We start from the raw sequence: 26,636 nt of genomic DNA on the forward strand, positions 1-26,636 counted from the left end.
AATGTCAATGCAAGATGCTGTATTGAACCTGTGCAGGGTAAAATTACGGGACCAACAACGCTTAGAGAAAATTGGATTCTTAGAAGAATATCCTCAATATCCAAATGGCACTTTCGGTGATGCAGTACCCCGTGGAGGTAATTCAAGCGGTGGAGGGCAACCAGGCACGATGCTTAAATGTAAGGGAAGCGACACTGATCCTAATGCCTATATTTATTTTATTAATCAAGATCACAATTGGGAAAAAACTTGCGATGCAATCTGTCGTCCTGAATGGAAAACTGATCCTAATTTTGCAACAGTTGAAGCGCGAGTAAGCCATATTCAGGATGTGTGGGATGCAATAGAAAATATTATTAAAGATAAAGATAAGCATGAAGCAACAGATTATTTTGATAAATTTGATATTCCTTGTTCCGCTGTATTAAGTATGAAAGAAATCATAAATGATAAATCACTGAGAGATAGTGGCTCTATTATTGAAGTAGATCATCCTAAACGCGGCAGTTATCTCACAATCGGTTGTCCGATAAAATTCTCTGGATTTACTCCTACAATAGTGAGGTCACCTTTATTGGGGGAGCATACACACGAAGTATTAAAAGAACTTAATTACAATGATACTCAAATAATAGAAATAGAAAAAAGCATGACAATAAATAAAAAAGGTAATTAAATGAAAAGCAAAGGCCCGTTCGAAGATTTACTTGTTATAGATCTTACGCATGTATTAAATGGCCCATTTGGAACTCAAATGCTATGTGATCTTGGAGCAAGAGTCATAAAAATTGAAACTCCAGGTCATGGTGATGATACCCGGACATATGGGCCTTATGTTAATGGGCAATCTTTATATTATAGTTTTGTGAATCGAGGAAAAGAAAGCATCGTTCTTAATTTAAAAGATAATGATGATCGCGCGATTTTTATCAATATGATAAAACAAGCAGATATCGTTGCCGAAAACTTTCGTCCAGGAACTATGGATAAACTCGGGTTTTCATATGAAGAACTATCTACAATAAACCCTCGACTCATTTATGCTTCATCCTCTGGTTTTGGTCATACCGGACCATTAAAAGACTTTCCTGCTTATGACACGATTATTCAAGCGATGAGTGGCATCATGATGGAAACAGGTTTTCATAATGGACCTCCCGTCCGCGTTGGAACATCAATATCTGATTTATGCGCTGGTATATATATGTTCTGTGGTATCGTCAGCGCCTTATATGCAAGAGAAAAAACAGGTAAAGGGGCTCATGTTGATATTGCCATGTTCGACTCAACAATATCATTTCTTGAACATGGATTAATGGCATATGTTGCAACAGGGAAAGCGCCTGAACGGATTGGAAATCGCCATCCCTATATGTCCCCTTTTGATGTTTTTAATACTAAGGATAAGCCTATTACTATTTGCTGTGGAAATGACTCTTTATTTTCTAAGCTATGCCAATCCATTGAGTTACCATCACTAATCAAGGATCCTCGTTTCTTAACCAATATTGATAGGGTTAAAAATCAAGAACAACTCAAAAAGCTTATTGAAAATAAGCTAAAAGAACATAACGCAGATTATTGGATTAACGCTATAGATGTAGCCGGAGTTCCCGCAGCTCCATTATTGAGTGTAGCGGAAGCAATGCAACTACCACAGACACAAGCCAGAAATATGTTAATTGAAGCTGGTGGTATCAAGATGCCCGGTAACCCAATAAAAATAAGTAGCTACCCAGATCCTAAAGAAAGAAAAGGTGCTCCAGAGTTAAATGAGCATGGAGAGATACTTCGTAAAGAGTTTTCTTAATTTTAATTAATAAGTCTTCGTTACGAGTAGAAAAGCACTATTGAGATATTAGAGTTACTACAGTAATAACAAAACCCAAAATGCTTAGACATTAGATGAAAAAAAACGCCATGCTAATTAATAGCATGGCGTCATAATTTGGCGGAACGGACGGGACTCGAACCCGCGACCCCCTGCGTGACAGGCAGGTATTCTAACCAACTGAACTACCGCTCCGAAGTTCCCTACTGGGAACGCCAAGCATATTACGAATACTCGGTATCACAGTCAACACTTTTTCTTGAAAAATCGTACAGTTGAACAATTTTTAGTCTTGCAGGGCATTATCTGACTTTAATTAGTGAAGGACATCTTCCTCATCATCACTTTTTCGCCATAAACAGGGCTTTCCACCTTTTTTATCGACAATATCTAAGCGAGCCTCATGCTCTGCAATTTCTTGATCGGAGGCATAAAGAACTTTTAATCCACTAGCAGGACGTTGTATACGTTGGATTTCATTTGCTTGTTGAATATTCTTTGAGTCAGAGTCCATCGAAAAAGCGAGGGATGTCTGCCCTCCAGTCATCGCTAGATAAACATCAGAGAGGATCTCCGCATCGAGCAATGCCCCGTGCAGTGTTCGCTTAGAGTTATCGATTAAGTAACGATCACACAATGCATCCAAGTTATTACGTTTGCCCGGGAAGATTTTTCGAGCGAGAACCAAGCTATCGGTAATAGAACAAAACTCCGCAGTGGGCGGAATTCCACGATTCAGTTTACGAAATTCGTAATCCATAAAGCCGATATCAAAGGGAGCATTATGAATAATAAGCTCAGCCCCTCGAATAAATTCAATAAACTCATCGGCAATCTCTGCAAAAACAGGTTTATCTTGCAAAAATTCATCGCTGATACCATGAACACCAAAGGCTTCAGGATCAACTAGGCGGTCAGGTTTAATATAAACATGGAAATTACGCCCTGTTAGTCGACGGTTTATTACCTCGACAGCACCAATTTCAATAATATTGTGACCTTCATAATGAACACCAAGCTTGTTCATACCCGTGGTTTCAGTATCGAGGACAATTTGTCTGGTTATCGCCGTGCTCATAATGTTTTTTTGTGTCAAACTAGAAGTTGATGAATAAGAAAGAGTGTAACAGAAATGACAAAGCAGGTAGAAATTTTCACTGATGGGTCTTGTTTAGGTAATCCAGGTCCCGGCGGTTATGGCATTGTGTTGCGTTATCAGCAGCATGAAAAAACACTCAGTGACGGTTTTTTCCTCACCACCAATAATCGTATGGAATTGTTGGCTGCGATCATCGCCCTTGAATCATTAACTCAACCTTGCGATGTGATCCTGACAACGGATAGCCAATATGTACGCCAAGGGATCACTCAGTGGATCCATAATTGGAAACGTCGCCAATGGAAAAAAGCAGATAAATCGCCTGTTGTGAATGTCGACCTATGGAAGCGTCTCGATCAAGCCATCACTCGCCACACGATTGACTGGCGTTGGGTCAAAGGACATGCAGGGCATGCAGAAAATGAAAAATGTGATGAATTAGCCCGCGCTGCAGCAAACTCCCCTACTAAAGAAGATACTGGATACCAGCCAGCTCAAGAATAATCATTCGACTATTTAGTTAGTTTCGTTTGTTTACTGATTTCCTTCGTCGCCCCTAATGCCGTTGTGATTTTTACTTTTGGCTGTTTAAATTTTAGGGGTGTCGGTGTTAAGGGATAGGTTCTTTTTCTCGCCACAATGACGCTAATCACCCCAACTCCACCACACTTATTTATGCGCTTATCCGGAGACATCCAAGGGATTACTTGGCAATTTTGGTGATACAGAACTTCATAATTCAATAACCCTAGCCAGTCAAAAACTCTTAATGATGGGAAAAACCGGCTACAGTATGGTTGCTGCTTTCTGAGTATCGGAACTAGCTTCGCCATCCCCGCTAAACTGAATGGGTTAAATCCCGAAATAATTAACCATCCATCATCAATTAATACTCGGTCCACTTCACGTAAGATCCAGTGTGGGTTGTTGCTATACGCCAGCATATGCGACATAACACAAGCATCTATTGTCTTATCTGCAAATGGAAGTGCTTCCGGGGCAGCAGCTACATCAAAGATATTCGAATCTTCTCCTAGCGAAAATTGATGAGGTATCATGCACTGTTTAGTCTGGATTTCTGTGCTTAAATGCCCTAATTTAAGCAGATGAAAACCAAATATTTTTTGCCACCATGGTGCTAATTGAATATCCAAGGCTTGGCGATAATGTTCGCCAAAAGGAATAGCGGACCAACTGGCGGGCATTTGAATGTTTTTCTCAATACGCGCAGGTTTCATCACATTCCCCTTAGAATTAGAATCGAGGTTATTTATGGAGTTAATTCGAATTTCCGCTTTAAGCGATAACTACATCTGGTTACTAGCTGATAACCAACAATGTATCATCGTTGACCCTGCGGAGTCAGAGCCCGTAATCGCAACATTAAAAACTAACCAATTAAATCCTGCTGCAATCTTGCTCACTCATCATCATAACGACCATACCCAAGGCGTTAAAGATATTATTGCAGCATATCCCAATATTCCTGTTTTTGGGCCTCAAGAAACGCTCGCAAAGGGGGCAACACTGCTAATTGAAGATGGTGATTCTGTCGTGATCGGTAACTTTAATTTTAAAGTACTAGGATTGCCAGGGCATACTCTAGGGCATGTTGGTTTTTATCAAGCTCCGTATCTATTTTGTGGTGATACTCTTTTTTCGGCAGGCTGCGGTCGTATCTTTGAAGGTACACCAGAACAAATGTTTCAATCTATTCAAAAAATTGCCGCTTTACCCGACGATACTTTGGTCTGTTGTGCTCATGAATATACGCTTTCTAACTTAAAATTTGCGCAGCATATTTGGCCTGAAAATGAAGCTATTAAGAATTATTCCGAAAAAGTCACAGCATTACGTGAAAATCAACAGGCGACCGTACCTAGCACATTGAAAACAGAGAGAAATATTAACATTTTTTTACAGTGTAATAATGTAGAATTACAACAAAAATTGAACATTAAGATGGTAAATCCATCATTAAGAGCCATTTTCACATTGTTACGCCAATTAAAAGATCAATATTGACGTATAATCATTGTCAATGACAGGTAAAATCAGTATTATCTGTTCAACTTTTAAACATTAAAAATGAAAGATAAATAGAGATAATGAAGATAATTGCGACCCTCATCGCCATTGTTTTGCTTGCTGGCTGCCAAAGTGCACCAAAAGTTACCGCAAAGCATCAAAAATCTTCAGCTAATCACTCAATTGACACTGTTGCATCTCATAATCAGGCAGCGAGTAGACAACTCTCAAAAGTCGATCACGACCTTTGGGGTTATATTAGTGGTGAACTGAAGATGGATATCCCTAACAACTCAACCGTTAGGGAAATGGCCAACAGCTATTCAAACAAACAAAATTTTATCTATGATGTTGCTGTAAGAGCTGAACCTTACATGTATTTAATTGTAGATGAAATTAATGAACGTAACTTACCGATGGAATTAGCTCTAATTCCCGTCATTGAAAGTTCATTTAATCCTAAAGCAACCTCCCCTGCTCAAGCAGCAGGTCTGTGGCAAATTGTGCCAGTTACCGCTCGCGGTTACGGGTTAAAACAGACTCAATGGGTTGATGAACGCCGTGATGTGGTTGCGTCAACAAAAGCTGCGTTGGATTTGCTTGAAAACCTTAATATTATGTTTGGCCACGATTGGGAGCTAACGTTAGCGGCCTATAATTGTGGTGAAGGCTGCGTACAAAATGCAATTAAAAAGAATGAAGCGGCTGGATTACCAACTGATTTTTGGTCTCTGCAACTACCGAAAGAAACTAAGCAATACGTTCCAAAAATTCTAGGGTTAAGCCAAGTATTAAGAGAGCCTGAGCGTTATCAGGTTAAATTACCGAAAAGTAATAAGAATCGCGGTTTGACTCAAATTGACGTTGGTCAACAGATTAGTTTAACCCAAGCTGCCGAATTAGTCGGGCTGACTGAAGAGTCAATTAAAACATATAACTCGGGGTATACTCGCGGGGTGACTGCCCCTAATGGTCCACATTATATTCTGTTACCGACAGCAAAAGCTGAGAAGCTAAAGCTATCACTTACGGATCAAGATGTTTTGAATGATATTCGAACTGCCCTGTCTCAACATCGTTATGCACAAGAGACCAAGCGTAATACTCATATCGCTAAAAACAATACCAAACAAAGTAAAACCTTCTCTTATAAAGTACGTAAAGGTGAATCGGTAGCAAGTATAGCGAGAAAATTCAATACGACCGCAAAAAATATTCAGCAGCTTAATGGTCTAAAAACCGCCAAAGCGATCGTTCCAGGGCAAACGCTAAAAATATCTGGAGCAGCACCTGTTGCGAATAGTCGTAAGAATGGTACCTATAAAGTCAGAAAAGGCGATACTTATTATGGTATTGCGAAACGTCACGGCATTAAGCTAAATGACCTGATGAACTGGAACTCAGGCGTTAAAATGGCAGACTTAAAGCCGGGTGTGACTTTAAACTTATATCTTTAAATTAATTTAATAAAAAACTCCGTATCAGTTCAAAACTGCGGAGTTTTTTATATTAAATAAAACTCAATGACTAGAAATAAACTATTTAATTAGTTTTAATCAAGTTATCAATCAATGTTACATTTTTAGTTGTAATATTTCATATTAAGCATACTAAAATGTATAAAGAGTTCAGTGTTATTTACATTTTTCATTCAATCAATACCAAGAAAATAAATGGCAATATCAGTTCTACTTGTTACGATTATCTGTAAAAAAGTAGTTATTGGGTGGTGACTTATGTCATAAAAGTGCTATTATTATCAACGTGGCGAAAATTGTTTTGAGCAGCCAGTTTATATTCGAATATTACTTATATAGCATTGATAATCTAAAAAATTCTCTCACGCAGTGATAATCTTATATTTTTCAGTATATTAACTTCTGTCTATTTATACTGAACACTGATGCTTATATTTAGTTAACATGACATTATTTTTGATATAAAACACACAAAGTAAAAGTCAGATTCGCCCGTGGAGGTGATTATGGATGAATATTCACCCAAAAAACATGATATAGCAGAATTAAAGTATCTATGTAACAGCTTGAATCGTGATGCGATATCAAGTTTACAAAAAACAACAACTCATTGGATAAATGATCTCAGCTCACCCCTAAGTGTGAGTCTTAACGAGCTTGTCGAACACATCACTTCCTTTGTTTGGCGATTTAAGATCAAATACCCAAAAGAAAATCTCGTTATATCATTAGTCGAAGAGTATCTTGACGAAACATATGATTTATTTGGCAGTCCAGTTATTACCTTTAGCGAAATCACTGACTGGGAAAGTATGAATCAAAATCTTGTCGCCGTGCTAGATGATGATCTAAAATGTCTGACAAGTAAAACATAGGTATATCATTTACCTTCTCCTAACTATGACATACTAAGTTTTAGATTATTTTTCATAAAAGAAAGGGCGTTATGACCAAATCTGATTATCTGATGCGTTTGAGAAAATGCACAACTCTTGAAACACTTGAGCGCGTCATTGAAAAAAATAAATATGAGTTATCAGATGATGAGTTAGAGTTATTTTACTCTGCTGCAGACCACCGTCTTGCAGAGCTCACCATGAATAAACTTTACGATAAGATCCCTCCATCTGTTTGGAAGTTTGTTAGATAAATTCTATTTACGCGCACAGATAGTAAATGGTTATAGCCGGTAACTTTTTATCGGCTCAATAGTATTTCATTTTCTTAATTTTCAGCATTCAATAAATGTAATTCTATTTTTCTATTATAGAAATAATCTCTGACTGATATATTTTAGTTTTTGAAACTTCAATAGCTCTCTGTTATTACCTAATATTCCTAAAAATATTCTATAAATATCATAAAATTTATCAAATAGGGTTAGTGAGTGTACTGGACAGTATTCTTGGGATAGAGGGAAATCAATTCAAAAGAACAAAAAAGGAAAGGTATAATTTGGGTGGGAGCCCTGCCAGCGACATCCCGGCACACACGACCCCTGCTATGGCTGCTTCCTTCCGGACCTGACCTAGTTAACAAGTTAGCGTTGCGGGAGAACCAACAGAGCCCCCATTGAATGCTTCTTTCAAAGCAGGGGCATTATGCTTGATAGCCATTAAAATAGCAAGAAAGTGGAAATCAAGTGCTGTTTTATTACTCAAAAAATCGAGAGTTTTCATTTCAAAATCAATTAACCTAAAAATAAGGTTAATTCGCCGGTACTAATAAAATATCTATATTTTCGGTTATACCATTATTGATAACTTCAATTGAAGAATCACTGATATACAATAACTTTCCTTCTCCATACACAGTCGCACTCACCATCACCCGAGCCTGTTTTCTAATTTCATTTTTATGATAAGTCAACTCGAATGGTAAGGATGTTTTATTATTCAATTGGTTATAGTGTTTTTGTGACAATATTAAAGCGGGTAAATCAATGATCGATGTATCTGCCAATGTGACCGTAATATCCACATCCTCAGGAAGCACGGCCCCTTTAATAATCATTAGATTACCACTGACCTTACCGATATCGACTTGTTGATTGTCATGGTTATCTTTTCCTTGTAACCTTTTTTCTGCGGGTTTAGCGTTATTTCCTTCGCAGCCCACTAAAAAAACAATTACCAACAAACTAATAACACTGCGCTGCAACCCCATAAAAAATCCCTATAACCAATTGTTTTTACTGTATATTTTTACGTCGCCATTATAATCTATACATCTTCATTTATCTAACCTTAGAAAATTATATCTAATACATATTAAATAATGAAATTATATTTCAAAATGTAACAGAAAAAGAATGCCTATTTAGTCATACACAAACTGCCTACCTATTTTTTGTAATTAATGGGAAAATAGTGCTATCTGATATTTTTTAACCATCATCAAGGTAACTATGAGCCCAGAATTACAAAATTTAGTGAGCCTAATAAAACTCGAAAAAATTGAAGAAGGCATTTTTCGAGGGCAAAGTGAAGACCTTGGTTTACCTCAAGTTTTTGGTGGACAAGTCGTCGGACAAGCGATATATGCCGCTAAACAAACAACCCCAGAAGATCGGATTATCACGTCATTTCATAGCTATTTCTTACGTCCAGGCGATAGCCAACGCCCAATTGTATACGATGTGGAAATTTTAAGAGATGGAGGTAGTTTTAGTACCCGCAGAGTCAGTGCAATCCAAAATGGTAAACCCATTTTTTTTATGACTGCGTCTTTTCAGGTACAAGAAGATGGATTCAATCACCAGAATCTAATGCCTGAAGTCCCCGCACCAGAGCAATTAATCTCACAAGATGAAATTATTCAGCGATTAGCTGATAAACTGCCAGAATCTGTAAAAAAGTATGCTCTACGCCCAAATCCTTTTGAATTCCGCCCTATTCAATTTTACAGCCCATTTGATAGTGCTCCTCAAGAACCGTTCCGCTATATTTGGTTTAAATCAAAAGGTAAGTTGCCCAATAACCCAGCCTTACATGATTACTTATTAGGTTACGCATCTGACTATAACTTCTTGCCTGCTGCTTTACAGCCTCACGGTCGTGGCTTTATGGAACGAGACTTACAAGTTGCCACTATTGATCATTCGATGTGGTTCCATCGACCTTATCGAATAGATGAATGGCTACTATATGCAATCGAAAGCCCATCAGCTTCAGGAGGCAGAGGATTTGTAAAAGGTCAAATCTATAATCAGCAAGGAGAACTCGTTGCAACGACAGTCCAAGAAGGGGTTATTCGGAAGAGAAAGTTTCGCTGAGTGCTAAAAAATAAGTAGTCACTTACTCAAAATTGAAAGTTCAAGAGCCACCAAAAATATTGGTGGCTCTTTTGATTAGGTAAAATTGATATTTAGTTAGGTACGACTAAACTAGCGCGGTCTCCACTGTAACCTCATCGCGAGAGTTCAGTGAATCCCCCACCTGTTGTAACTGGTACATTTGATAATAACGACCTTTTTGCTGTAGAAGCTGAGAATGATTCCCTTGCTCTACAATCGTTCCGCGATGCAAAACAACCACTTGGTCCGCATCAACAATCGTTGATAGTCTGTGAGCAATTACTACCAATGTGGTTTTTTGGCGAATAACTCGTAATGCCTTTTGGATTGCCTGCTCAGTTCCTGAATCAATATTCGCGGTTGCTTCATCCAATATTAAAATTTTAGGGGTAATGACTAATACCCTAGCCATTGCGAGCAACTGGCGTTGACCTACAGATAATGTATTTCCTTGCTCGCCAAGCAGTGTATCCAATCCTTCTGGCATATTGCGAACATGCTGAGCCAACTGAACAGTTTCAAGAACCTCCCAAACTTTATCCTGAGAGACATCTCGCCCTAATGCAACGTTATCAAAGAATGAAGCCGCGAGCACCACTGGATCCTGTTGAACCATTGCAATTCCACTACGTAACACTTGGTGTGATAACGTATTTAAATCTCGGCTATCCAATAAAATTTCACCTTGTTGCCAAGGGTAGTAGCCCATAATCAGATTAGCGATAGTACTTTTGCCACTTCCTGTATGCCCTACCAATGCCAGAAAATTATTTTCTGGAACAGACAAATTAATGTCATCTAAAACTTTTTTGTCATCGCGATAAGAAAATGCAAGGTGCTTTATTTCAATTGTTCCGTGCTGTAACGGCTGTATATTATCGCCATACCCTTGCTGAGGGCTGTCCATAAGCTCAAATACGCGCTCCCCAGACACAACGGCCTGTTGCAACATAGATTGCTGAGAAGTGAGTTCAATTAATGGTTCATTCAAGCGCCCAAGATAATTAATAAAAGCATAGAGCACCCCAACCCCGATCGTACTCGCACCATCAAGCCCAAATAACAGCAGTAACCCACACAGAACTGCGGCAGAAATTAAGCTGAGTAATGGGCGCAATAATAACCCATCAAGCCTTAATGCTTTCATTCTAGCCTGATAGTGTTCTTGGTTGATTTCTTGAATTTTTTTGCCGAATCGTGCTTGTTGCAAGAATTGCTGTACAACCGTCATTCCACTAATAGCTTCATTAAAACTATTATTAATATCTGCAAGATACGCACGAACCCGACGAACTATTGGCGTACTAAGGCGCTGATAAATCAACATGATAATAAAGACTGCGGGGAAAATGAGTACCGCTATCGAAGCCATCCGCCACTCTAAGGAAAACATTGCCACCAGCATAGCGCATATTAGTGCAATGCTGCGAAATACGGTTGGTACGACTGTCACAAATAAGTCTTTGATCACTTCAGTATCATTGGTGACCCGCGAAATAATTTGCCCTACCGGTTGTTTATCAAACGTACTCAATGGCTGGCGTAATGCTGCATTCATCACATCCGTTCTTAAACTTTGTACAACCCCAACAGAAGCTTTATTGAACAAAATATTTTGATAATAATGAAGCAGTGCCGCTGTAATTTGCAGTAAAACAAACCCAACAGCCATATACAGCGTCAGTGGCATGATAATCTGTTTTTTAGCGACCATATTGTCAATAAAGTAGCTAATCAATAAAGGACCACTGACTTCCGCAATCGCCGCTAACCATAGCATCCCGACCGCAATTCCCATGGTTCCGCGATACGCTTTTCCATAAGACAGCAACCGTTTTAATGCTGGCCAAAGTGATTTTTTTTGACTCATAGATCACCATCCAAAGCCGCTTCAATCTGCTGATAGTGATACATATCTTTATACCAGCCCACCTGTTGGCTGAGTTCTTCATGAGTGCCTTGCATTGCTATTTCGCCATGGCACAACACCAAAATATTATCAGCTTCTACTAATGCTGATAATCGATGTGCACTGATGATTAACGTTCTTCCCTGCCGCCAATGGCTTAAGTTTTGCAAGATTGTGAACTCGGTTTGCCCGTCAACCGCGGAGAGCGCATCATCTAAAATCAATATTTCCGCATTTTGTAAAATAGCCCTAGCAATGGAAATACGTTGTTTTTGCCCGCCAGAAAGCATCACACCTCGCTCACCAACTTCAGTTTGATAACCTTCAGGCAGCCTTAAAATATCCTCATGCACACAAGCAATACGTGCAGCCTCTTCAATCTGGGCTTGAGTCGCGTCAGGGTGACCAAGAGCAATATTTCCGGCTACCGTATCAGAAAACAGAAATGGAGATTGATTAACTATCGATAACCTAGCTCGCCATTCATTCAAATGAATGTCTGTTAATGGGCGATTTTGGTAGCAAATCTCCCCTTCATCAATATCGAAATGGCGCTGTAACAAGGTTATTAGAGTAGATTTACCCGAGCCTGTAGGTCCGCATAACCCTAAAAAACCTCCCGGTTTTAAAGTAAAACGAATATCTTTTAAGGCGTGACGTTGAGTTTCTGGGTATTGAAATACACCAATATTAACTTCTAATATGCCTTTATCTGGCTGTAAAGAGTGAGCACCATCTTTGATAACTAAAGGCTCATCCAATAAACTCAATATACGGCTATAGGCAGCACTGCCTCGTTCAACAATATTAAACATCCACGCCAATGCCAACATAGGCCAAATCATTAATCCTAAATACATCACAAAACTGGTTAACTCGCCGAGGGTTAATGTGTCATTCAACACCATCCAGCTTCCCCCTGCGATTGCCAATAAGTTTGCCATACCAATTGCCACAAATATGGTTGGGTCAAAACGTGCGTCGACTTTCGCAACATGCATATTGCGGCGTCCAGCTTCTGTCGCCACCTGCTCAAATTGATTTGATTGATGCTCCTCGAGACCAAATGCCTTGATCATACGAATGCTGGTTAAACTCTCTTGGGCATGATTATTTAATGAAGAAAAAGCACCTTGAGCATGCTTAAAGCGTTGATGAAGTAGATCTCCATAACGCTTAATGACTAAAGCCATTATCGGCATAGGGATCAAGGCAAGTAATGTCAGTTGCCAACTAATTTCTACACTCATCATGACCAATACAGCACAGCCCATGACTAAGGAGTCAACAAAGGTTAATACCCCTTCCCCAGCGGCAAAAACAACCCGATCTACGTCATTTGTTGAGCGGGCGATCAAGTCCCCAGTACGATATTTTAAATAGAAAGATTGGTTTTGCTGACTGAGTCGTTGATAAATTTTCTGTCTTAATTGAACGGCGAGCTTATATGAGGCGCCAAATAGCCATAAACGCCAAACATAGCGTAATCCGTATACCGCCAGTGCAATGACCAACATGGCTAAGACATAATTGACCAACTGCGGGTTAGTCATAGACCCTTTACTGATACCGTCTACAACTTCACCGACTAGGCGCGGAGGAATGACTTGTAAAATAGCGATGATAATTAAAAAACAAATAGCGCCGCAGTAGCGTCGCCATTCACTAAAAAAGTACCAACGTAATTGTGAAAATAATCGCACGTATTACTGCCTTGAATGATGTTAATAACGACCGAATTTCTATTTATATATTGGCGTTCTATTGATATAGCCCACTAATCGGGGATAGGTAGCACCGTCGTATATTTGATTTTTTCCATCGCAAAACTGGAAGTCACATCGATTAAACCATGAACGCCATTAACCAGCTTTTTATAGAATAAATCATACGATTTCATATCATGTACTTCGACTTGCATTAAATAATCATATTCCCCAGCCATACGATAAAACATTAATACCTCAGGTAGTTGTTCGACAAAAGAGACAAACTGTTCATACCACTCGCTATTATGCTGCTGAGTTTTAATCATTACGATAACCGTAAGTCCTAAACCTAATTTTTCGCCATCCAGCAGTGTCACTCGACCGCGGATATAACCTTCATCTTCTAACCGTTTTAGCCTTTTCCAACATGGCGTTGATGTTAAGTTCACCGCTTCCGCTAATGCGCTTAATGATAGACCACTGTCATTTTGTAATAAGCAAAGTAACTTTTTATCAATTTTATCCAACATATTTAGCCCCCTTCCTTATGTACTTTCATCATCAAAATTCTACCATGTGAAAACAATAAAGGTGTTACGTGTTGTGAATATTGTAGAATAACTTTATAAAAATCGCGGGAATATAGCATAAATTGCTTACTAAATAGTAATAGAGTAAAAAAATAGACTGTTCATTCCCTTTCCCCATCGCTAACATAGCCTTAAATCTAAATCCTATTCGAGTTCAGGAGGTTCTTATGAAACGAGCCGTTGTTGTCTTTAGCGGAGGGCAAGACTCCACAACCTGCCTAATACAGGCACTTCAACATTATGATGAAGTTCATTGCATCACTTTTGATTATGGTCAGCGCCATCGTTTAGAAATCGAAGTCGCACAAAAACTTAGCCTACAATTAGGCGCTAAAGCTCATAAAGTTCTTGATGTCACTCTACTTAGTGAATTAGCCATTAGCAGCCTTACCCGAGACAATATTCCGGTTCCTGACTTTAAGGAGAGTGAAGCTAGCGGTCTCCCGAGTACGTTTGTTCCTGGTAGAAATATTTTATTTTTCACGTTAGCCGCTATTTATGCTTATCAGGTACAAGCCGAAGCGGTGATCACGGGAGTTTGCGAAACTGATTTTTCTGGTTACCCTGATTGCCGTGATGAGTTCGTTAAATCCCTCAACCATGCTGTAAGTTTAGGTCTAGCTAAAGATATCCGATTCGAGACTCCACTAATGTGGTTAGATAAAGCGCAAACTTGGGCTTTAGCGGATCATTATGGGCATCTAGAGACAATTCGCCAACAAACACTAACATGTTATAACGGTATTCAAGGTGATGGCTGTGGAGAGTGTGCAGCGTGCCACTTACGCAGCAAAGGCTTGAATTATTACTTAAGCAATAAACAAGCTGTAATGAATTCTCTTCTCGAGCAGCTAAAACCGTAGTTTATCGTTAATTTTAAAAAGCCAACCAAAGAGTTATTTATTTCGGTTGGCTACATTTCAATAAAAGAATCTTTTTTGTTATTGAGCGCCTCAATTTTTTCACGCAGTTCATCTGCAATCACCATGGCTTTATTCGTTTTTCCATCAATAAAAACAAAAGTAACATAAGCATCTGATACAACTTCAGATTGCCCATGACTATTACGGATAATCTGTTGATAACAAACCGCGCTTTTAGCACCAATTTTATCCATACGGGATATTACTGTGAGTTCATCACCCAAACCCACTGCCTGAAAATAATTGACGTTAATGTTTACAGCTGCCATCACAATTTTATTTTGGATTGCCCATTCAATCAGATTCGCTTTTCCCATCCACTCCCATCTGTCTGCCTCATAAAACTCCAAATAACGAGCATTGTTTACATGCTGGAATACATCAATGTGGTACCCAAGTACTTTAATATTTATCGCCATAACTACTCCGACCAGTTAACTTTATTGATAACATAAAAATAACAAATCTTTAGATAGCTTGCTGAGAAAATATCACTTATAAGACTTAGCTCTCATATTAAGCTCTACAAAATTATTTTTAGAATAAAAAACCTTCACTTCTGTTTTGACTCTTTCAGTTAAAAATACCAAAGTGAAATAAGCTCATCATTTACTGATGAGCTTATTTATCGTTACAACACTAACTTACTACGATTTTTTTCTAAAAATGCAGGACCAATACCTTGAACCTCAAGAATATTTTCAATGGAATTAAATGCCCCATATTTTTCACGATATTCCACTATTGCCTGAGCTTTTTGTTTACCAATTCCACTGAGGATCTTTGCTAATTCTTCAGCGCTTGCTTGATTGATATTAACTTGTTCAGGGCTGACTAAACCCGTCGTTGGCTTAGTTTCTATCATTTCTTTTGGCTGAGTCACCGCAACCACAGATTTTTCTGGTTCTATTTTCTTGGCAAATGTAGCTCCCGATGTTGAATACAACATGGCAGCCATAAATAACGTCCCTAATCCCTGTTTAATATTTTCATTCCATTTCATTTCAGTTCTCCTATGTGTGTAGAAACATCACAATGCCAGAGGCTGTCACTCAATGCTTTTTGCTTGTTTATACAATGCGAAAGGCCACCCAAAGGTGGCCTTTTATTACCAAGATTACAATCTCAGTTGCGAAGCGCTTCTCAATTATTCAATATTTTGAATTTCAATTTTTGCATTAGCGCGCAAGTTTTGCATCAATGACTCATTAACCACAGAGCTCATCATCGCTTGATACTGACTTCCAAGTTGGCTCAGCTCTTCTGCAGTTGGCTGACCTAAAGTCACTTTATCTAGCTGAACAACCAGTAAGTTGTCTTGTTTATCATAAGCAATTGAGTATGTTGGTTTGCCATCAATTGGTGGAGTCATTTTCATTGCAACATCAGTGACATCGGTAGCCGGTGCAATGAAAGAGACGGTCTGAACAGAACCAAATTGAGTACCAGCAGCTTTCAGAGCCTCATCACCCTTGCCCGCTTTTAACTCAGTAATTAGTTTGTCGCCATCTGCTTTTAACTGAGTGAAGGCTTTTTGGCGTTTCACCAGCGTTGCAATCTCAGATTTAACTTGATCAAATGGCTCTGTCATTTCCGCTTTGTACTGAGTGACACGAACAACAAAGGCACGGTCACCTTCAACGTTAATCACATCAGAGTTAATACCTGTAGCGCCATTTTTATCAATTAAGCGTTCACTGAAAATCTCATTGATGACTTTAGGGAAGTTCAGTGCTTCTGGTGGATTTTTACGATCAAACCATTCGGTATTGCTAACTTTCAGTCCAGAAACGCTTTCAACAGAAGCCAACGATTCATTATCATTTGTTGCAGCTTCGCTCACTTTCTGTTGTAAATCATAAAACTGCTTGATGCTCTTATCTTGAGTTAAGCTTGTTTTAATGCTGTCTTTAACTTCATCTAACGGCTTAATTGCTTCAGGCGTAATATCATCCAAACGGAACAGAACATAATTGTCTTGAACTTTAATTGGTGCTGAAACCTGACCTTTTTCAGTTAGGTTCGCGCTGATGATTTCACTTGGTGTAGATGCAGCTTCCATCCAACCAATCACACCTTTATTACCTGCACTGAATTTGTCTGTTGATTTTTCAGCTGCTAACGCAGCAAAATCAGCACCATTTTTCAGTTCAGTTTCTAAAGCTTGCGCATCTTTTTCTGATGCAACTTGAATCATGCTATAGAGTTTTTGCTCTGCTTTAGTGAAGTTTTTCAGGTTTTGCTGGTAGTAGGTTGTGATTTCTTCATCATTTACCGTTGCTTTCGGCATTGATGCAGCATCCATTTCTACATAGCTCACTTGAACTTGTTCAGGTGAAATAAAACTATTTTGATTAGCGTCATAATACGCTTTCAATTCGTCTTCTGTGACGGTTTGTTTAGCTTGAACTTCAGCTAGTGGCAGCATTGCAGTGCGAACTTCACGCTGCTGCATAAATAGCTCAGCATAAGCTTTCACTTCAGAAGGCAGTGCAAACTCAGTCCCCGTAAAGGATTTGCCTAATTGCGCACGGACTAAGTCTTGACGAATTTGTGCGGCGAAGCTGTCTGCATTGATATTGTAACGGCTTAAGATTTCGCGATATTTTTCACTGTCAAACTTTCCATCAGTTTGGAAAATTTGCATAGCAAAAATAGCCTGTTCAATTTGCTTATCACTTGCAGAGAGATTTAATTCATTCGCATATTGATTAATCAATTGGGTATTGATTAAGTTATTCAAAGCTTGGGTACGCAGCTCTTTCATATATTCATCATTACTGGCTACTTCAGCGAATTTATCCCCTAAGTATTCTTGTAATGATTGGCGTTCCTGTTGAAAAGCCTGCTGTAATTGTTCCCTGCTTATTGGCTGCCCATTGACTTCAGCGGCATCATTACTTGAACCACCGATCACATAGCCAGCAACACCTGTCAGCACGAATGACAGGATAATAATAGCTAACAACACTTTAATAAAAGGACTGTTCGCCTTCGTGCGTAGATCTTCCATCATAAAAAGGCTTAACTCCGCTTTGTTGAATTTCTTAATAATGCGCTAATTCTAACCCAGATAGGAAAAAAAGCGCACCATTTCCATGGTGCGCTTATATATTATCTGATTAAAGACATTACGTCAGTTTGAGTTTTCGCAAAAAAGCGTGAAAGACGCGACTAAAACTCAATTAACGATTAACAGCGTCTTTTAGACCTTTACCGGCGCGGAAAGCAGGTACTGTAGCCGCGGCAATTTTAATTTCTTTACCTGTCTGCGGATTACGACCAATACGCGCTGCGCGTTTACGTACAGAAAAAGTACCAAAGCCAACTAAAGTAACATCATCACCTTTTTTCAGCGAACCCGTTACAGAGGCAACGAAAGCATCGACTACGCGACCTGCTGCGGCTTTAGAAATGTTCGCTTCTGAAGCGACTTTTTCAATCAGTTGAGACTTATTCACTATTATCATCCCCATATTAGTTTTGACTTGATCGGTTAATTAACCAATTACAGTATAGTTAACAATAGTAAGTATGGTTAATTAATGATGCAGCCGTTATATCAATCCTGAATATCAATGGCAAGAGAACAAATAGCATGCGAACCATTATCAGAATCTTCGCTAAAAGTAGCGATGAAAAAAAAGGCTGACAAGCACTTAATTAGCTGTCAGCCTTAGTTTTATACGAGCTTTATGACTTAGCTCACCTTTTTCGCTTTATTTTTTACTACTTCCATCCCAAAAGGAGGATTAACTAAAGCTAGAGATAAGACTTCTTCAATGGTTTTTACTGGATGAATTTTCAAATCAGCAATCACATTTTGAGGAATTTCTTCTAAATCCCGCTTGTTTTCTTCAGGAATTAAAACTGTTTTTATTCCACCACGATGCGCCGCTAATAACTTCTCTTTCAATCCACCGATTGGTAGCACTAAGCCTCGTAGGGTAATTTCCCCAGTCATCGCTACATCCGCTTTAACTGGATTACCCGTTAAGCAAGAAACTAGTGCGGTTGACATTGCAATACCTGCACTCGGACCATCTTTCGGTGTTGCGCCTTCCGGTACGTGAACGTGAATATCACGTTTTTCGTAGAAGTCGCCATTAATACCCAGTTTTTCTGCACGAGCACGTACAACCGTTAATGCGGTTTGAATCGACTCTTGCATGACTTCACCCAGAGAGCCGGTATAGGTTAATTTCCCTTTACCTGGTACACATGCGGTTTCGATAGTTAGTAAGTCACCACCAACTTCAGTCCATGCTAAACCTGTTACCTGTCCTACACGGTTTTCTGTATCTGCATGTCCATAATCGAAGCGACGAACACCTAAATAATCTTTTAGATTATCTGCGGTGATACTGATGTGCTTCAATTTTTTATCCATTAACAGTGCTTTAACCGCTTTACGGCACAGTTTAGAGATTTCACGCTCTAAACCACGAACTCCCGCTTCACGAGTATAGTAACGAATGATACTCATCAGCGCGCTATCATCGATAGATAGTTCACCTTTTTTCAACGCATTACGTTCAATTTGCTTAGATAACAGATGTCTCTTCGCAATATTTAGTTTTTCATCTTCGGTGTAACCAGATAGACGAATCACTTCCATACGGTCTAATAATGGTGCAGGGATATTCATCGAGTTCGATGTCGCCACAAACATCACGTCAGACAAGTCATAATCAACTTCCAAATAATGGTCGTTGAATGCGACGTTCTGCTCTGGATCTAATACCTCTAATAATGCAGAAGCCGGATCCCCACGCATGTCGGAAGACATTTTATCGATCTCATCCAGTAAAAATAGCGGGTTTTTCACCCCAACTTTTGCCATTTTTTGGATAAGTTTACCTGGCATCGAACCAATATAGGTACGACGGTGACCACGGATTTCCGCTTCGTCACGTACACCACCCAATGCCATACGGGTGTATTCACGACCTGTCGCTTTGGCAATAGATTGCCCCAGTGATGTCTTACCAACCCCTGGAGGCCCCACTAAGCACAAGATTGGGCCTTTAATTTTACTCACACGACTCTGTACCGCCAGATACTCAAGAATACGGTCTTTAACACGCTCTAAACCATAATGGTCGGTATCAAGGACTTCCTGAGCTTTCACTAGGTCTTTTTTGACTTTGCTACGCTTATGCCATGGTACCTGAACCATCCAATCAATGTAGCTGCGTACCACTGTCGCTTCTGCTGACATTGGAGACATCATTTTCAGCTTCTGCAATTCAGCTTCTGCTTTCTCTTGAGCCTCTTTTGGCATCTTCGCTTCTTCGATTTTACGTTTCAGCGACTCGTATTCATCCGGCGCATCATCCATTTCGCCCAGCTCTTTTTGAATGGCCTTCATTTGCTCATTCAAATAGTATTCGCGCTGACTTTTTTCCATCTGCTTTTTCACGCGATTACGGATGCGCTTTTCAACTTGCAGTAATTCTGTTTCTGATTCCATCATTGCCATCAGGAACTCAACACGCTCGGCAATGTTTGCCATTTCAAGAACGCGTTGTTTGTCCGCTAATTTTAATGGCATATGTGACGCAATCGTATCAGCCAGTTTATCCAACTGATCTTGCTCAATCGCATGCAGTGAAGTCAGGACTTCAGGTGGAATTTTTTTGTTCAGCTTAATATAGCTTTCAAATTGGCTAACAATTGTGCGATATAAAACTTCTTGCTCTTTTTCATCAACCAATTCTGCCGTTGGCACTGTTCCTGTTTCATCATAGGCAGCTGCTGATTTAGCGTCATCGTTTAGCAAGTATTCTGCTTGCGCTAAGAAATATTCACCATTGTCAGTTAAGCTTGTGATACGAGCACGTCTAAGCCCTTCGACTAAAACTTTGACAGTGCCATCGGGTAATTTAAGCATCTGAATAACAGACGCAACAGTCCCAACAGCAAATAAATCATTTACCCCAGGATCATCGGTTGAGGCTTCTTTTTGCGCAACCAGCATCACTTGCTTATCATGATCCATTGCTGCTTCCAGACTGTGAATGGATTTTTCACGTCCAACAAACAGTGGGATCACCATATGTGGGTATACCACTACATCACGCAGAGGCAATACTGGTATTTCAATGCGTTCGGAACGCTCTGGATTCATAAAGCTCTCTCTTCGTTTAGCACACGCCAGTTAAGGGTTGTCTCTTATCAAAGGAAAATATTCTTGTAAAACACTGCACTATAACAATGTTATTTCAAAATAAGGAAACCACAACTAAGAATATAAACTATATGGGGACAAGATTTTAGCATTCAATGGGTAGTTAAGCATAAAAAACAAAATGAGGGTTGCCCCTCATTTTGTTTGATTATTTATTGAACATCTTTGTGGGATTAGTTATCGCCAGAAGCCTGAGCGTCAGGCTTACTATAAATCAGCAACGGTTCTGACTGCTCATTAATCACATTTTCATCGACAACGACTTTTTCAACATCACTCATTGAAGGTAGATCGTACATCGTATTGAGTAAGGCTGCTTCTACAATAGAACGTAAACCCCTAGCTCCGGTTTTACGTGCCATTGCTTTTTTCGCAATTGCGACCAAAGCCTCTTCACGAAACTCTAATTCAGTACCTTCAAGACTAAACAACGCTTGGTACTGTTTAGTTAACGCATTTTTTGGCTCTTTTAGAATCTGAATGAGTGCGTCTTCACTCAGTTCAGTTAGTGTCGCAACTACAGGTAAACGGCCAATAAATTCAGGGATCAGACCAAATTTAATCAAATCTTCTGGCTCAGCCTGAGTTAATAACTCACCTTCGGTGGCTTTCTCTGATTCACCTTTAACTTCAGCTGCGAAACCAATACCTGAACGTGTATTCAAGCGCTGACCAATGACTTTATCTAACCCAGCAAATGCGCCACCACAAATGAACAAGATCTTAGAGGTATCAACCTGTAAAAATTCTTGTTGAGGATGTTTACGACCACCTTGTGGCGGAACCGCAGCAACCGTACCTTCAATTAATTTCAGTAATGCCTGCTGAACCCCTTCCCCAGAGACGTCACGGGTAATGGATGGGTTATCCGACTTACGTGAAATTTTATCAATTTCATCGATATAAACGATTCCACGTTGCGCTTTTTCTACATCGTAATCGCATTTTTGCAGGAGCTTTTGGATAATATTTTCAACGTCTTCTCCCACATAACCCGCTTCAGTTAATGTGGTTGCATCTGCCATCGTAAATGGCACATCCAGATAGCGTGCTAACGTTTCCGCTAATAACGTTTTACCGCTACCAGTAGGACCAATTAACAGAATATTACTTTTACCTAACTCCACACCATCGCTGGTTTTATCACCATTACGTAGGCGCTTATAGTGGTTATAAACTGCTACCGCTAATACTTTTTTAGCTTTTTCTTGACCGATTACATAATCATCAAGGTGCTGTCTGATCTCATGGGGAGTTGGCAATTCACTGCGCTCACGATGCGGAGCCAGTTCCTTGATTTCTTCACGGATGATATCGAGGCATAAATCCACGCATTCATCACAAATGTAGACTGACGGACCGGCAATCAGCTTGCGTACTTCATGCTGACTTTTTCCGCAGAAAGAACAGTACAGTAATTTACCTGCCCCTTCTTTGCGTTTATCTGTCATCAGTAGACCTCACTTATATTCATCATGCCTTGTTTTATCCGTGTAAGTCAGAAAAACAAGGCAAAAAATTTCTCAAATAGTTTCGGATATAATTTGTTATATCAAAAAATTACGCAAATTAACGGCTAGTATAAATATGGTCAACTAGACCATATTCTTTCGCTTCATTTGCGGATAAGAAGCGATCGCGCTCTGTGTCACGACTAATTTCTTCGATGGATTTACCAGTATGATGAGCCATCAACTCATTCATACGCGACTTCACTTTCAAGATTTCTTGAGCATGGATTTCAATGTCAGTCGCTTGTCCCTGATAGCCACCTAATGGTTGGTGGATCATGACTCTAGAATTTGGTAAGCAGAAACGTTTACCTTTAGTACCCGCGGTTAACAAGAATGCTCCCATAGAACAAGCTTGCCCCATACAAATCGTACTAACATCAGGCTTGATAAATTGCATGGTGTCATAGATTGACATCCCCGCAGTAATCACACCGCCTGGTGAGTTGATATACAAGTGGATATCTTTTTCTGGATTTTCTGCTTCAAGAAATAGCATCTGAGCGACAATTAAGTTCGCCATATGATCTTCTACTTGGCCAGTAAGGAAGATAATACGTTCTTTTAATAGACGTGAATAAATATCGTATGAGCGCTCACCTCGAGAGGTTTGCTCGATAACCATTGGCACAAGTGCCATTTGGGATGCTAACTGCTCCTGACCGCCAAAATGTGACATCGAAATCTCCTATTAAAAACTTTCTGGTGCTTGCGCCTAATTTGCTGTCTGTCCGCCATTTTGGGCAGGAATGTACTACAAACAATTGCCTTTAAATTTCTTGTATCTGCCTGCTCGATATCCGCACTTACTTGATTATTTTAGTCACTTTTCAAACAAATCACTTGAAAAATAATTCTAAAATACAGTCCAGAGTGCTGTGGTGAGCAAGCCGCTCTATACAAGAGTTTAACACAAGTCTATCTAGTTACACGGTTTTATGCTGTTGAAAAATTATTTCAGTACAAAATAATTCCATCGCCCTATTTGTGATATCCAACGGACTCTTATTATAATTAGGGTTTAAATATTTTTTTCAAGATGATTTATGAAAAGTCTAAATTTAACTGCTCTAATTGACAAAAAACCCGTAGCGCAATAACTACGGGTTTTTGTTTTGTACTGCTAAAAAGAAAAATTAACCTGCTTGAACTTGGTTCATCAGTTCAGTGAAGTTAGTTTCTTTTTCAGTTACTTTTGCAGCAGCAAGAATAGTTTCAACAGCTTGCTCTTCTAACGCTAAGTTACGAACACTGTTCATCAGCTCTTCATTTTTGCTGTAGTATTCGATAACTTCTGACGGATCTTCGTAAGCAGATGCCATATCTTCGATCAGTGCCTTAACGCGCTCTTCATCAGCTTTCAGTTCGTTTTTGTTGATCACTTCGCCTAACAGCAGACCAACAAGTACGCGACGTTTAGCTTGTTCTTCGAACAGTTCACGCGGTAATTCCATCGCTTGTTTTTCGTTGCCACCAAAGCGTTGTGCTGCTTGACGACGCAGAACATCGATTTCACCATCAACAACCGCTGCTGGAACATCGATTTCGTTAGCGTTAACCAGACCGTCTAGAACTTGCGCTTTAATACGGTTACGAATTGCATTTTTCAGCTCACGTTCCATATTTTTACGAACTTCTGCACGCAGACCTTCTACTGAACCGTCGGCAATACCGAAACGCTTAACGAATTCTTCAGTAAATTCTGGCAGTTCACGTTGTTCTACTTTCTTCAGGACGATAGCAAACTTAGCTGCTTTACCTTTCAGATTTTCTGCATGGTAATCTTCTGGGAAGTTAACTTCGATGTCGAATTCTTCGCCAGCTTTGTGACCAACAATACCGTCTTCGAAACCAGGGATCATACGACCTTCGCCCATAACCAGTGCGAAGTCTTCAGCTTTACCACCTTCAAACTCTTCACCATCGATAGAACCAGAGAAATTGATAGTGATACGTGAATCAGCAGTTGCTGCATCTTCAACTTCTTTCCACTGTGCTTGTTGCTTACGCAGAGTTTCCAGCATGTTGTCGAGGTCTTCGTCTTTCACGGTTACAACTGGTTTTTCAACTTCAATAGCGTCAAAACCTTTTAATTCGACTTCTGGGTAAACTTCGAACTCAACAGAGAAAACAAAGTCTTTACCATCTTCGAACATTTCTGGCTTATAGCTTGGTGCGCCAGCTGGATTAATTTTTTGTTCGATGATTGCATTGATAAAGTTACGTTGCATAACATCGCCCAGAACGTCTTGCATTACAGACGCACCATAACGTTGTTTAACGATATGCATTGGTACTTTTCCTTTACGGAAACCATCAATGCGAACTTTTTTAGCAACGTTAACCAGCTCGCTGTTCAGCGCTTTTTCAATATCAGTGGCAGGAACGGTGATTGTTACACGACGCCCAAGGCCTTGAGTCGTTTCAACAGAAACTTGCATCTTCTTACCTCAAAATAAATCTTAGTGATCGGTCTACTCCAGAGCTATGTCATTAAATCATAATGACCATCTCCCTTCCAGAACCGGGGTCGTTACTTTCGTAACGGTCATCCCTGATATCAGAAGCGTCCCGAAACCTTACTGAAAATTAGACGCAACATTATACCGATGCATGCGCCCAGAGTCGAGAAAAGCCGATAAAAGAAGCTATTATTCCTCTTTATTTGTGACTTTTCTGGCTAAAATTTCATTTTCCCTTATCAAATTGGGGAAAAAGTATCCATTACATGGAGGCTAATTAGATCCCACTCGCTGTGGCAGAATCAATTTTAGACCAGTAATTAGCGATTGATACCACCTACACCACGGCAAGCTGGCGATTTTAACACCGTACTCGCTAATTCGTCCCATTCTTTAGGCGTATAGGTATGTAGGGCTAATGCATGGATCCCACCAGCTAATTCGTCAGCCAAAATAGCATAGATCTCGCGATGGCGCCCAATCATACGCATATTTTCAAATTTTTCGCTAACCAAAACAACTTTGAAGTGGCTTTCAGAGCCAGGCAAAACATTATGCTGATGACTTTCATTAATCACATCCAGATAATCTGGTTTAAAAGCCGCCTGCAATTTTTCACTCACGCGGGACTGCATTGTTGGTGGTGTATTGGCGTCCATAAAAGCTCCTTGATAAAATGGGAAACCCAATGTGGGTTGATAGCCTATACTTATTAAAGATTGTTCTTGAATATCCAACAGCCTCTAGCATTGAAAAAAGCGCTCAATTACACTGCGTAACGACTATCTTCTTATTATAGAAATAGCGGATAATAACGTCAGCATCATTGATAATTTGGCGCCGAAAACGCGAAATGTTCCATGTGATATACATTTATGCGAATTTTTTCTCAAACTGTTGTCTAATAACATTAGCTATCGTTACCCGAACCATAACGGAACATTTTCAATTAGGAAAGATGAACTGGGAAGAATTATGTTAAGAAAACTGTGTTTTCCACTTTTTGCACTATTTTTACTTGCGGGCTGTACAGCACCAAGTAATACGTTATCTCTTGAGCCGAAAATTGCTTTACCGGCTAAAAACCCAACGCTTAATGCAACGTCCATTAGCGTCAGTAGTGTTGATAATCGTCCGAATAGGTCGTTAGCTGAAGTTAACCGCAATGGCAGCTTGGTGGTACTTAATCCATCAAGGGATCCACGTTATTTAATGCAAGAAGCGGTTGAAAAACAAATGGCAGCTCGTGGTTTTATGGTGACATCTCCCGCGAATATCAACTTAGTTGTTCAATTAAACAAACTAAGTACTCAAGTCAGCGAAGGCAGCCTGCGCCACAATATTACGGTTAATTCAAGCGTTGCTGTGAATGCAACAGCGCCTAATGGCTCAACCAAAAGCCGTACCTTCACTCGTAATTACAATACCCAAGGTGCTCTGGGTGCTACGAATGAAAAAATTACTGAAGCAATCAACCTAGCGCTGAGTGACTTAATTGCGGATATGGCTAAAGACCAAGAACTCACGGATTTTATCAGACAAAATTCACGATATTAGTCAGGCAAAATGAATGGTTTCATATTAGTATCATTCAAGTTGTGACAAGCTACA

25 protein-coding genes, 1 tRNA gene and 1 other RNA gene are annotated in these 26,636 nt (G+C 39.6%); 10 read left to right on the forward strand and 17 right to left on the reverse strand.

The window, feature by feature from the left end; genetic code table 11:
* Window positions 1-676, forward strand: a 676-nt coding sequence (locus tag PR761_RS07590) for a CoA transferase (RefSeq protein ID WP_272519348.1), incomplete at its 5' end; no start/stop codon positions are given.
* Entirely contained in the window at window positions 677-1,810 is a 1,134-nt protein-coding gene (gene yfdE / locus PR761_RS07595; RefSeq protein WP_112836210.1) for a CoA:oxalate CoA-transferase, read from the forward strand.
* Between the two features lie 139 nt (window positions 1,811-1,949).
* Here yfdE and PR761_RS07600 read toward each other — a convergent pair.
* Window positions 1,950-2,026 (reverse strand) — tRNA-Asp (locus PR761_RS07600).
* A gap of 121 nt (window positions 2,027-2,147) precedes the next feature.
* On the reverse strand, window positions 2,148-2,909 hold the full coding sequence (dnaQ, locus tag PR761_RS07605) for a DNA polymerase III subunit epsilon (RefSeq protein WP_006815734.1): 762 nt from the start codon (window positions 2,907-2,909) through the stop codon (window positions 2,148-2,150).
* Window positions 2,910-2,963: 54 nt separating this feature from the next.
* On the opposite strand from dnaQ, the gene rnhA reads away from it, so the two are divergent.
* Window positions 2,964-3,434 carry a ribonuclease HI gene (rnhA, locus tag PR761_RS07610; protein ID WP_006815735.1) on the forward strand — a complete coding sequence of 157 codons (471 nt, stop codon included), beginning with the start codon at window positions 2,964-2,966 and terminating at the stop codon, window positions 3,432-3,434.
* Window positions 3,435-3,442: 8 nt separating this feature from the next.
* On the opposite strand, the gene PR761_RS07615 is transcribed toward rnhA, so the two are convergent.
* Window positions 3,443-4,168 (reverse strand): class I SAM-dependent methyltransferase, encoded by a 726-nt coding sequence (locus tag PR761_RS07615; RefSeq protein WP_006815736.1) that lies wholly within the window; start codon window positions 4,166-4,168, stop codon window positions 3,443-3,445.
* Window positions 4,169-4,202: 34 nt separating this feature from the next.
* Between PR761_RS07615 and gloB the strand changes: the two genes are divergently transcribed.
* From gloB to PR761_RS07635, 4 genes are all read left to right on the forward strand, one after another.
* Window positions 4,203-4,955, forward strand: a complete 753-nt coding sequence (gloB, locus tag PR761_RS07620; protein ID WP_006815737.1) for a hydroxyacylglutathione hydrolase — start codon at window positions 4,203-4,205, stop codon at window positions 4,953-4,955.
* An 83-nt stretch (window positions 4,956-5,038) separates the two neighbouring features.
* Window positions 5,039-6,415, forward strand: coding sequence for a murein transglycosylase D (gene mltD, locus PR761_RS07625; protein ID WP_006815738.1), 1,377 nt, complete (start codon window positions 5,039-5,041; stop codon window positions 6,413-6,415).
* A gap of 527 nt (window positions 6,416-6,942) precedes the next feature.
* Window positions 6,943-7,311 (forward strand): Hha toxicity modulator TomB, encoded by a 369-nt coding sequence (tomB, locus tag PR761_RS07630; RefSeq protein WP_006815739.1) that lies wholly within the window; start codon window positions 6,943-6,945, stop codon window positions 7,309-7,311.
* 71 nt (window positions 7,312-7,382) lie between these two features.
* Complete coding sequence (locus PR761_RS07635; RefSeq protein WP_006815740.1) at window positions 7,383-7,586, forward strand: HHA domain-containing protein; 204 nt, start codon at window positions 7,383-7,385, stop codon at window positions 7,584-7,586.
* Between the two features lie 316 nt (window positions 7,587-7,902).
* Here the strand turns inward: PR761_RS07635 and ffs are convergent.
* Both ffs and PR761_RS07645 read right to left on the reverse strand, forming a co-directional pair.
* Window positions 7,903-7,999, reverse strand: an RNA gene (ffs, locus tag PR761_RS07640) — signal recognition particle sRNA small type.
* 144 nt (window positions 8,000-8,143) lie between these two features.
* Window positions 8,144-8,602: a YbaY family lipoprotein gene (locus tag PR761_RS07645; protein WP_006815741.1), complete on the reverse strand. Its 459-nt coding sequence runs from the start codon at window positions 8,600-8,602 to the stop codon at window positions 8,144-8,146.
* Window positions 8,603-8,843: 241 nt separating this feature from the next.
* Between PR761_RS07645 and tesB the strand changes: the two genes are divergently transcribed.
* Window positions 8,844-9,710: an acyl-CoA thioesterase II gene (gene tesB / locus PR761_RS07650; protein WP_006815742.1), complete on the forward strand. Its 867-nt coding sequence runs from the start codon at window positions 8,844-8,846 to the stop codon at window positions 9,708-9,710.
* 106 nt (window positions 9,711-9,816) lie between these two features.
* Here tesB and PR761_RS07655 read toward each other — a convergent pair whose 3' ends face one another.
* From PR761_RS07655 to PR761_RS07665, 3 genes are all read right to left on the reverse strand, one after another.
* On the reverse strand, window positions 9,817-11,601 hold the full coding sequence (locus PR761_RS07655) for a SmdB family multidrug efflux ABC transporter permease/ATP-binding protein (protein ID WP_154611204.1): 1,785 nt from the start codon (window positions 11,599-11,601) through the stop codon (window positions 9,817-9,819).
* Window positions 11,598-13,343 (reverse strand): SmdA family multidrug ABC transporter permease/ATP-binding protein, encoded by a 1,746-nt coding sequence (locus PR761_RS07660; RefSeq protein ID WP_039855593.1) that lies wholly within the window; start codon window positions 13,341-13,343, stop codon window positions 11,598-11,600. The genes PR761_RS07655 and PR761_RS07660 overlap by 4 nt, the downstream gene beginning before the upstream one ends.
* Before the next feature lie 74 nt (window positions 13,344-13,417).
* A complete protein-coding gene (locus PR761_RS07665; RefSeq protein ID WP_006815745.1) occupies window positions 13,418-13,879 on the reverse strand; it encodes an Lrp/AsnC family transcriptional regulator in 462 nt (153 codons plus the stop codon).
* Between the two features lie 227 nt (window positions 13,880-14,106).
* On the opposite strand from PR761_RS07665, the gene queC reads away from it, so the two are divergent.
* Window positions 14,107-14,802, forward strand: a complete 696-nt coding sequence (gene queC / locus PR761_RS07670) for a 7-cyano-7-deazaguanine synthase QueC (protein WP_154611205.1) — start codon at window positions 14,107-14,109, stop codon at window positions 14,800-14,802.
* Window positions 14,803-14,852: 50 nt separating this feature from the next.
* Here the strand turns inward: queC and PR761_RS07675 are convergent, their stop codons facing one another.
* The 9 genes from PR761_RS07675 to bolA all read right to left on the reverse strand — a co-directional run bounded on the left by PR761_RS07675 (window position 14,853) and on the right by bolA (window position 25,684).
* Window positions 14,853-15,281, reverse strand: coding sequence for an acyl-CoA thioesterase (locus PR761_RS07675; RefSeq protein ID WP_154611206.1), 429 nt, complete (start codon window positions 15,279-15,281; stop codon window positions 14,853-14,855).
* A gap of 212 nt (window positions 15,282-15,493) precedes the next feature.
* Window positions 15,494-15,865: a ComEA family DNA-binding protein gene (locus PR761_RS07680; RefSeq protein ID WP_154611207.1), complete on the reverse strand. Its 372-nt coding sequence runs from the start codon at window positions 15,863-15,865 to the stop codon at window positions 15,494-15,496.
* 144 nt (window positions 15,866-16,009) lie between these two features.
* Window positions 16,010-17,878, reverse strand: coding sequence for a peptidylprolyl isomerase (ppiD, locus tag PR761_RS07685; protein ID WP_154611208.1), 1,869 nt, complete (start codon window positions 17,876-17,878; stop codon window positions 16,010-16,012).
* 169 nt (window positions 17,879-18,047) lie between these two features.
* Window positions 18,048-18,323: a nucleoid-associated protein HU-beta gene (gene hupB, locus PR761_RS07690; protein ID WP_172459960.1), complete on the reverse strand. Its 276-nt coding sequence runs from the start codon at window positions 18,321-18,323 to the stop codon at window positions 18,048-18,050.
* A 239-nt stretch (window positions 18,324-18,562) separates the two neighbouring features.
* The gene (gene lon / locus PR761_RS07695) at window positions 18,563-20,992 is read right to left on the reverse strand and encodes an endopeptidase La (RefSeq protein WP_006815752.1); all 2,430 of its coding nucleotides are present in this window, start codon (window positions 20,990-20,992) and stop codon (window positions 18,563-18,565) included.
* Window positions 20,993-21,225: 233 nt separating this feature from the next.
* Window positions 21,226-22,503: an ATP-dependent protease ATP-binding subunit ClpX gene (gene clpX, locus PR761_RS07700; protein ID WP_006815753.1), complete on the reverse strand. Its 1,278-nt coding sequence runs from the start codon at window positions 22,501-22,503 to the stop codon at window positions 21,226-21,228.
* Window positions 22,504-22,621: 118 nt separating this feature from the next.
* Entirely contained in the window at window positions 22,622-23,242 is a 621-nt protein-coding gene (clpP, locus tag PR761_RS07705) for an ATP-dependent Clp endopeptidase proteolytic subunit ClpP (RefSeq protein ID WP_006815754.1), read from the reverse strand.
* 457 nt (window positions 23,243-23,699) lie between these two features.
* Complete coding sequence (gene tig / locus PR761_RS07710; protein ID WP_006815755.1) at window positions 23,700-25,004, reverse strand: trigger factor; 1,305 nt, start codon at window positions 25,002-25,004, stop codon at window positions 23,700-23,702.
* Window positions 25,005-25,345: 341 nt separating this feature from the next.
* Window positions 25,346-25,684, reverse strand: coding sequence for a transcriptional regulator BolA (gene bolA, locus PR761_RS07715; RefSeq protein WP_039855596.1), 339 nt, complete (start codon window positions 25,682-25,684; stop codon window positions 25,346-25,348).
* A 316-nt stretch (window positions 25,685-26,000) separates the two neighbouring features.
* Between bolA and PR761_RS07720 the strand changes: the two genes are divergently transcribed.
* Window positions 26,001-26,582: a YajG family lipoprotein gene (locus tag PR761_RS07720; protein ID WP_039855600.1), complete on the forward strand. Its 582-nt coding sequence runs from the start codon at window positions 26,001-26,003 to the stop codon at window positions 26,580-26,582.
* Window positions 26,583-26,636: the final 54 nt, after the last annotated feature.

Source organism: Providencia sp. PROV210, from assembly GCF_028479445.1.
Lineage (GTDB): Bacteria > Pseudomonadota > Gammaproteobacteria > Enterobacterales > Enterobacteriaceae > Providencia > Providencia rustigianii.